Genomic DNA, 8,348 nt, shown 5'->3' with positions numbered 1-8,348 from the left:
CGCCCCACCGCACCGTTTCCTCAGGATCGGGGTTCGCCAGGTTATGCTCGGAATTGTCGAAATGGGCCGTGCAGTGCAGCGTCGTTCCCTTGGGCAACGTCTTTATGTCGCTGAAGATAAAGCTGTTCTGCCAGTTGAAATCGTAATGCGGCACATCGAGCAATGTCTCTTTTGTGCCGTCGGGATAAATCGCCTCGTAGTGGAAGTCCTTGCCGCGCAGGTGCATGTGCGGGAACAGCGACAGTAACTGAATATCGCCAGTGAACTTTTGTTGCGACTCGACTGGATAGGCGTCGGCATGCGGGGGAATCTCGAAGGCCGCATTCGAAGCGCCGACGGTCGCCACCCGCCATTTGACGTTTTTGGGATCCTCGAACTTGATCGCTACCGAACTGCGATCCTTTTGCGGCGTGCCGTTGGGCGTGTAGTGCAATTGGAACACTAGCTCGGAGCCGGCCGGCACGAACTTGGCCATACCATCCGGCAACATATGGGGGCGCGTGCCCGGGGCGTAGCCGGTCAGGTGGCCGAAAGCTTCGATCCCCTTGGCGGTCCCTTCGGGCGGCTTGATAAAGACGATGATGTGATGCACGACCGCACGATTGTCAGGCAGGCATTCGGCGACCTTGACCCATTTGTCTTCCTTGAAGCCCGGATCGACGCGGAAGTATTTGTATTCCACGGTCCCTTCGGCCGGTACGTCAAATGCCTCGTCGGCCATGGGAATGATCACGTCGGGCTCGCACGGCATCATGTGCGTGCCGGCAAACTGACGAGGCTCGGGCAACTTCTTCGGATCTCCTTCGGGAGCGCCATTGGCCACCCAAGCGTAAATCAGATCCTTTTCTTCCTTGGTCAGGCTCGAATCATTTTCGAACTTGCCGAAGTGTGGGTTGGCGTGCCAAGGTGGCATGCGCTGCTCGCGCACGACCTCTTCGATCATGGGGGCCCAGCCGGCCGCTTCGTCGTAGTTGGTCAGCGTAAACGGTCCAATCTGACCGGGCCGATGGCACTCGACGCAATGATTCTGGAAGATCCGCGCGATCTGGTCGGAGTAGGTCACCTCGCTCGACTCTTTCACCGGTCGCACGCGGCCGATCAGGCAGCCGGCGATTTCGGTAGTGGGATGCGTGACCGGTTTATCGGCCAGTAGCTCGTCGATGGCGTCGGCCAGATCGCGGTGGCTGATCTTGGGGCGCACGTAGCCCGTACCGGATTGAAAGCCATATTGATCGTCGATGCGACCGCGGTAGCGGATGATGCGCTCCTTGTCGAGAACGATCACCTCCGGTGTCCGCTCGGCGCCGACGCCGTCGGCCACGGCGTTGTTCAGATCCTTCAGCAGCGGAAACTCGATGCCGTGCAGCCGGGCGTAAGCGGCCATCTCGGTGAGCGAGTCCTGGCGGTTGGAATCGATTCCCAGGAACGTCACTCCCTTGCCGGCGTATTCTTTGGCCAGCTCGGCCAAGCGGGGGCCATACATCTTGCAGAGCGGGCACTCGACGCCGACGAAAGCCAGCACCACCACTTTCGAGTCGTTGTAGTCGGTGAGTGAGTGTGACTTGCCGCGATAGTCGGACAGTGGCCCGGCACTAAGCTTCTTGCCGATGGACGAATTGTTTTCGGCGGCGAAGACCGTGGGGGCCAGAGCGAATGACAACGCTAGTGCAAACGACAGAGCGCAGCGTGAACTCATGTTCGTGACCCCCCGTTGAAAATGGCGGTAAAAGAAAATGGGCGCATAGAAACACCGCCGCCACACAGCCACATCTTATGTAACGCCAAGGGGATTTGCAACACTTTTGGCGGCGAGGAGTGGGTAATTCGTGTGTTCAGGCCTTAACTCGAACCAACAGGTCGCCGAAGCTCCATGACCGGACTGGCCAGCCACCATCGCGTCGGTCGATCGTAGTTTTAGGCTGGTCCCCCGCCTCCGTGCCTTCGGTCAGTAATTGTCGTAGTCGGCGAAATTTGGTCGCTCTGCGGCGCGGCATGCGTAAAAGAAACCGTCAGCGGCCAGTTGCTCAGATAGTTAAAATGCAACTATGCCTACGTCGCCCCGCCGCCGCAAGTTCCAGTTTGGATTCGGATGGATGTTCCTCTTATTGGCGGTGTTTGCGGCGTTTCTGGCGTATGAGACTAACTGGATCCGTGAGCGGCATGTGCTGCTAAGCGAAGCTGATCGAATGCATCGGCTTATTGTGGCACGCTCGAACTACGTGTCTGGGCAAACATCTGAAGATATTCCGGCGCTGGGCTCGACGGTCCTCCAGCGCATGTTGCGGATTTTTGGTGAGCCGGCCGTCGACGAATGCTTTGTCTGGGTTGTTCTAGGGAGGGAGAGCGACGAGGTGGAAGGGAACGGATCCAGTCGCGCAAAAGAAGCTTGCGAATATCGAAAGGTCCATCGAGCACAACGACTGTTCCCCGAGGCGAAGATCGTTTTCGTGTGGATCGATCCGGGCAACTTTCCCGAAGAGTGGCGACATATTGAGCCTGAGATTTCTGAATGATCCGTAACGAGCCGACCAACATTCCAAGGGGTTACTGTCGGCCTTAACATGAAGTCGCGGCGTCAATGTCATCTACGCCAGGTCGGCCAATATTCCCGACACTAAGAATGCCTTCGTAAGTGCGTACGCACAGCCAGACGGCGATTTCTGCGCGCCGATGGGCAAAGCCAGCGGCGGCACCCAAGTGACTCAGGACGCTGGCTAACCCAGCATTACGCCCCACCAATACCCGACCGCTTCATAGCGCCCTGGCCTCCTGCACGAATGAATCGTTTCGCCACGCTATTGTTCGGCGTTCGCCGTTTCAGCAGGCTGACTGTCGATCCAGGTGCGAACGTTCGTTTCCAGCACGCTCAGCGGGATGGCTCCGCTGGCAAGTACTACGTCGTGAAATTCGCGGACATCGAATTGCTCGCCCAGCCGCTCCTCGGCCAACTGGCGCAGCTCGCGCAGCTTCAACTCTCCCATTTTGTAAGCCAGTGCCTGGCCGGGCCACGCAATATACCGATCGACCTCGGCCGTGATGTTGTGGATCGACAGCGCAGTGTTGTCAGACATGAAGCTGATCGCCTGTTCGCGGGTCCAACCCAGGTAGTGCATGCCGGTATCGACAACCAAGCGGCAGGCCCGCCACATTTCGTAGCTGAGTCGTCCGAAGTTGCGATACGGATCCTGATAGAAGCCAACCTCGAGGCCGAGCCGTTCTGCGTATAACCCCCATCCTTCGACAAAGGCAGTAAACCCGGCAAAGCGGCGGAAGTTGGGCACGTCGGGCAGCTCCTGCGCAATGGCGATCTGCAGATGATGCCCCGGCACCGCCTCGTGCAGCGACAGGGCCTCGATCTCGTACAGCGGACGGCTCTTCAGGTTGTACGTGTTGACGTAATAAAACCCAGCCCGCGAACCGTCGCCAGCCGGCGGCTGATAATAGGCCGTGGTCGTGCGCGGGGCGATGAAGTCGGGCACTTCGCGCATGCCGTAAGGCGTGCGCGGGAGCGTCTTGAACAGCTTCGGCAATTCGCCGTCCATACGCTTCAGGACCAGGCTGGTTTCTTTCAAGAGTTGGTCGGGCGTGTCGGCATAGAACTTGGGATTGTTGCGCAGGTATTCGACAAACGCGCCGAAGTCGCCCTGAAAGCCCACGTCCTTGATGATCGCCTGCATTTCGTTCTTGATGCGCAGGACTTCGGACTGACCGAGATCGTGGACCTGCTGCGGATCGATGTCGAGCGTGGTGAACTGGTGTACGCGGTGTCGGTAAAACTCGCGCCCGCGCGGCAAGACGCTCGCGCCGATCTGCTGGCGGCAGGCCGGCACGTATTCGTCACCCAGAAACTTGAGCAACTTGCGATAGCCCGGCACGACGCTTTTTGCGATGGCCTGGCGCCCGGCTTCGATCAGTTGCGGCTGGTCGGCGGCGTCGACCGCATCGGGAAACTTAGTGAAGGGCTTGTACAGCAGGCTGGTCGCCGGATCGTCGACGATATGCGGCGTGATCGCTTTGTCGAAATCGACCATCACGATGCTTGGCAACGTCAGGCCTTGCTTGATGCCGGCGCGTAACAGCTCAATGTGATCGTCGACATATTGCGAGAAAGCGCCCAGACGGGCGATGTAATTCTCGTAGTCGTGGGTGTGGGCCAGCGGCACTTCCAGCGGCAACTCGGGAAACGAAATATGAAAGCCCGAACGATTGGTGATTGGCATCAAGTAAGCCTGGAACTGGGCCTCGTCGATGGCGTTGTGCTTGATGCGGGCAAAGATGTCGTAGTTCAACTGTTCGGCCGGCGACAATGGATCGCGGGGAATCTTTTCCAGTCGGGCGAGGAATTCGCGATCGGCCGCCAGCCGGCGCTTTTGATCGGCCACCGTCTCGCGCGGCAGCTTGTCGTTGTAGCGGGCGTCGCCAATGTTCGTGGCAAATAGCGGATCTTCGCGAAGTGCGAACTCCCAGCTGTCGTCGAACAGCCTGGCGAGCTGCTGGCCAGGGGTATCGGCGGCGGCTACGGGTTTGGCCAGAGGAAAGAACGATACGGCCACCAGCGCGGCCAACACGAAGCAATTGGGATTCATGAAGAGAGCTCGGCTGAATTAGGAATGCGCTATCATTTGAGCCACGGTACGACGAGGATGACAAGCGTCGCCTCATACACGGCGGCCACGGCCAGGACGATCGCAACCAGGGCATAGATATTGAACGTCTGCCAGGTGCCAGATTTATAACCTTGCCAGCGGCTTGCCGCCCCAACACGAGCCGGCGCCAGCCAGGACCTGCCTTGCACGTACGAGGCTACCATCGCCAGAACATAACCTTCTCCTTCCAGCATAATCAGCCCTGCCATGAGCAAGCCGAGAGCGACGTGCGCGAAACTCAATGTGGTCAAGGTCGGAGAAAACATCAGTCCCCAATAAACGGCTCGGGTGGCACCCAGCGCGATACCGCTAAAAGGGAGCAGCAGGGACGGTAGCGTAATGAACAACAGGCTGCCGGCAAAAAAGTTGATGGCAAACGTCAGCACCATGGCGTTAGCCAGGTGACCGCCCATGTAGGCGTCGTAAACCGCGGGAAGTTGTTGCGGCACTTCGGATTTGAGTTCGTTGCGGATCGCGTCCGGCGCGGAGCGGTCCCACGCTCCATAGGCCATGCCCGCTCCGACTAAGCCAAAGTACACCAGGTTCATCAGTAAGAACGGCCGGAACGAGTTCGACAGGACCGCTACCACGTTGCGTAAGATTGTCATCGCGGGCTCCTTTCAGGCTGGATTCAGTGGGCACTGCCTGTAGGGAGGTTCGCTCAATTGGCGCGAAGATTTTGCACGGAGCGGGCGGATGCTAAGGGGACGAGGGTCACGGGACATGTTATTCGGTCAGGCAGCCCAAGACCGAGCGGGGCTCGGCGCGGACAGGGCGCGGCGCGCTAGCGGCTTTCTCTTCCTACGCAGCTAGTGAACCCATTTCTTGGGAAATCCTTCCAAGGCGCCGCCGCTGGGCTTCCAAAGGACGACCTCATCGATCTTGGCGGCCAACTCGGTATCGTGGGCTGTAATCCCTCTGACGCGATGGGTTTGCAACTTAACGGTCACCTCGGCATAGCCCAAAGATAGATCAGGATGATGATAAGCGGCCTCGGCCAGGTAGCCGATCGTATTGGCCAACATCAGCGTGTGCGGCCAGCCAGGCGTGTGGAATTTGCGGCGCAACCAGCCGTCGCGAATCTCCCAGCCCGGCATCCGGGCCAGCTCTGCCTGCAGTTCCGCTTCTGTAAATACGTGATCTTCCGCCATGACATACACTCCTCGTCGCAGGGTTCAGGTTCGAGCCTTGGGGCGGGCCGCGAAATCCGCGATCAGCATGCCGCTATCGCAGACAATCGTTTGGCCGGTGACGGTGTCCGATCCGGTGATCAGGCTGACGATCGCGGCCGAAACGTCCTCAGGCTGACAGACGCGCCCCAACGGCAGCTTCTCGGCAAACGTTTGCAAGGCCGCGTCGTAATTCGCTCCCAAGCCCGCGCGCAGCCAGCGACCGTCGATGAACCCCGGCGCCACGGCGTTGACGCGGATCTTGGGCGCCAGCGTCCGCGCGAGCGCGATCGTCATATTAATAAGCGCCGCTTTCGAGGCGCAATAGGGAATCGAACTGCCGGTGGCGGCGATGCCGGCAATGCTGGCGACGTTGATAATCTCGCCTTCAGCGCCTGTGGCGCGGATCGCGGCCGCCGCGGCGCGGGCGCATTGAAACGGCCCTCGCACATTGACCGCCATGATGCGCTCCCAATCTTCGGTCTTTACCTCTTCCAGTTTGTCGTGCGGAATGAATCGAGTCGTGCCAGCATTGTTGACCAGCACGTCCAACCGCCCAAATTCGCGCACGGCGGTGTCGACCATGGCGCGGCAGGCGGCGTCGTCGGCCACGTCGGCCGCATGCGCGATGGCGCGGACGCCCAAGGCGGCCACGTCGGCGGCCGTCTGTTCGGCCTCGTCGCGCGAGCGTGAGTAGTTAATCAGCACCGCGCAGCCACGGCGAGCCAGATCGAGCGCTGTCGCTCGACCAACGCCGGTTCCACCCCCGGTGACAATGGCCACTTTGCCGTCGACGTTCATCGATATCTTCTCCGCTGAGAGTGGATTGCTGTGTAATGCGTATTACGGACGATGCACCAACGGCACTTTGTAGCACAGCCACGGCTGCCTCGCAGCCAGCCGGTTGTTTCCCGAGGAAGCAGGAAATGGCGATAGGCCGGCCGGCGGATTGTCAGTTTCTCGGCGCCGCGGGTAATACGATAGGCGTGCGGGATCGGAATCGGCCGGTTCCTCGTTGGCGGGCGCCCTTCTTGGCACTCCATCGCCGACCGGGCCGCAAAGTAACTGAATAGGGGGTGCTACTACTGGCGTGTTCTGCGGCGCCGTGTAGGAGGTTTCCGCATTGCGATGCGCACGATGCGACAAGGCAACCGTGCCATCCAGACGCGGTTCATTTTTTGAGGTCCAAGTCGTTCCTTGCCAGCCGCGCTGAACGATTGCGTAACCTTTGGGGACGGCTACAATTGCAGCCAGCGACGGCAGCCGCGCCCCCGCGTGGCGGCCGGTCTCGAACGATCACCGCGCAATTGCTCTCCACGTAATTCGTGCGGGTCAACGATCGACTAACCCGACTGAATGGTCCTGGCGCGGCGGGTGGTTTGTTCCGTGCTTTCTTCTCAATTCACCGGTTCACTCGAAACACGAAAGGCAAACGTCATGTGCTGTGCACGTTTTACCCGCTGGTGCGCGCTGGTGGTCGCTGTTGCGGCCTCAGCAACTACGGCCCAGGCCGACAACACGCTGCGCTGGAAGTTCAAAGAAGGTGACACGCTGAACTACGTCATGGATCGCGAGACCGAGATGAAGATGGATCTCAGCGGTTCGCTGGTCGAAATCAAGTCGGGCATGATTTTCGACACGACTTGGAAAGTGAAATCAGTCGCTGCCGACGGCACGGCCATGCTGGAGCAAACGGTCGATCGCATTCAGATGAAGATGGATTCTCCGTTCGCCTCGCTCGACTACGATTCGAAGAAGCCCGGCAGCGGATCGGGCCAGGCTTGGGACATGATCGGCCCCACGATCGAGGCCCTCATTGGCCAGACGTTCACGCTGAAGGCGACTGCGGCGGGTCAGGTGAGCGACATCACTCTACCGGCCAAGCTCAAGGAACAATTCGAGAAGCAGAGCGGCGGTGGTGGCGGCGGCGGCCGTCGCGGTGGTGGCGGCATGGGAGGCATGATGGGTGGGCTCAACGAGAACAGCGTCAAGGAAATGATCACCCGCTCAATCGTCCCGTTGCCCGAGAAGCCGGTGGCTCCCGATATCAACTGGACGCAGAGCTTCGCCGAGGAGATGCGCGGTGCGGGTGTGAAGAAGACCGAGGTCACATATTCGACCTCCGAGAAGACGACCGAGGACGGCCACGAGATTCAAAAGATCGCCGCCAAGTCGGACATCACGTTCGAGCCGGCCGAAGATTCTCAGGTCGACATCGAGATCGAAGAGCAAGAAGGGGACATGACGATCTACTTCGACGTCAACGCCGGTCGCACGGTGAAGGCCGAAGGAAATCAGAAGCAGGTCATCGCGATCACGGCCCCGAATCGCGAGATCACGCAAGAAGTCGATGAAAAGGTCACGGTCCGATACGGCAAGAGCGACGAGCCTGCCAAGGACGAGAAGAAGTAGTCGCTTGATGGTGGTTGCCGCGCGGCGCTTGCGTAGTTCGGCACTGCCAGCAAGTTATCAATGAGGAACGCAAAAGCCCTGCACGGGCCTGACTCGTGCAGGGCTTTATCATGCGCTGCCG

General features: G+C 59.7%; 7 protein-coding genes. 2 read left to right on the top strand and 5 right to left on the bottom strand.

What is annotated here, in order from left to right; genetic code table 11:
• The coding region (locus VGG64_02260; protein HEY1598398.1) for a redoxin domain-containing protein at positions 1-1,696 on the bottom strand (1,696 nt) is incomplete at its 3' end.
• Between the two features lie 397 nt (positions 1,697-2,093).
• Here VGG64_02260 and VGG64_02255 point away from each other — a divergent pair.
• Complete coding sequence (locus tag VGG64_02255) at positions 2,094-2,513, top strand: hypothetical protein (GenBank protein HEY1598397.1); 420 nt, start codon at positions 2,094-2,096, stop codon at positions 2,511-2,513.
• A gap of 282 nt (positions 2,514-2,795) precedes the next feature.
• On the opposite strand, the gene VGG64_02250 is transcribed toward VGG64_02255, so the two are convergent.
• The 4 genes from VGG64_02250 to VGG64_02235 all read right to left on the bottom strand — a co-directional run bounded on the left by VGG64_02250 (position 2,796) and on the right by VGG64_02235 (position 6,616).
• Entirely contained in the window at positions 2,796-4,586 is a 1,791-nt protein-coding gene (locus VGG64_02250; GenBank protein HEY1598396.1) for a DUF885 domain-containing protein, read from the bottom strand.
• Positions 4,587-4,618: 32 nt separating this feature from the next.
• Entirely contained in the window at positions 4,619-5,254 is a 636-nt protein-coding gene (locus VGG64_02245) for a hypothetical protein (protein HEY1598395.1), read from the bottom strand.
• A 201-nt stretch (positions 5,255-5,455) separates the two neighbouring features.
• Positions 5,456-5,797 (bottom strand): 4a-hydroxytetrahydrobiopterin dehydratase, encoded by a 342-nt coding sequence (locus VGG64_02240; GenBank protein ID HEY1598394.1) that lies wholly within the window; start codon positions 5,795-5,797, stop codon positions 5,456-5,458.
• A 24-nt stretch (positions 5,798-5,821) separates the two neighbouring features.
• The gene (locus VGG64_02235) at positions 5,822-6,616 is read right to left on the bottom strand and encodes a glucose 1-dehydrogenase (protein HEY1598393.1); all 795 of its coding nucleotides are present in this window, start codon (positions 6,614-6,616) and stop codon (positions 5,822-5,824) included.
• Positions 6,617-7,252: 636 nt separating this feature from the next.
• Here VGG64_02235 and VGG64_02230 point away from each other — a divergent pair.
• Positions 7,253-8,227 carry a DUF6263 family protein gene (locus VGG64_02230; GenBank protein ID HEY1598392.1) on the top strand — a complete coding sequence of 325 codons (975 nt, stop codon included), beginning with the start codon at positions 7,253-7,255 and terminating at the stop codon, positions 8,225-8,227.
• Positions 8,228-8,348 lie beyond the last annotated feature (121 nt).

The sequence above is a fragment of the Pirellulales bacterium genome (assembly GCA_036490175.1).
Taxonomy (GTDB): Bacteria; Planctomycetota; Planctomycetia; order Pirellulales; family JACPPG01; genus JACPPG01.
Note: the sequence above shows the minus strand (reverse complement) of the source record. Positions and strands in the feature narration are given on the sequence as shown.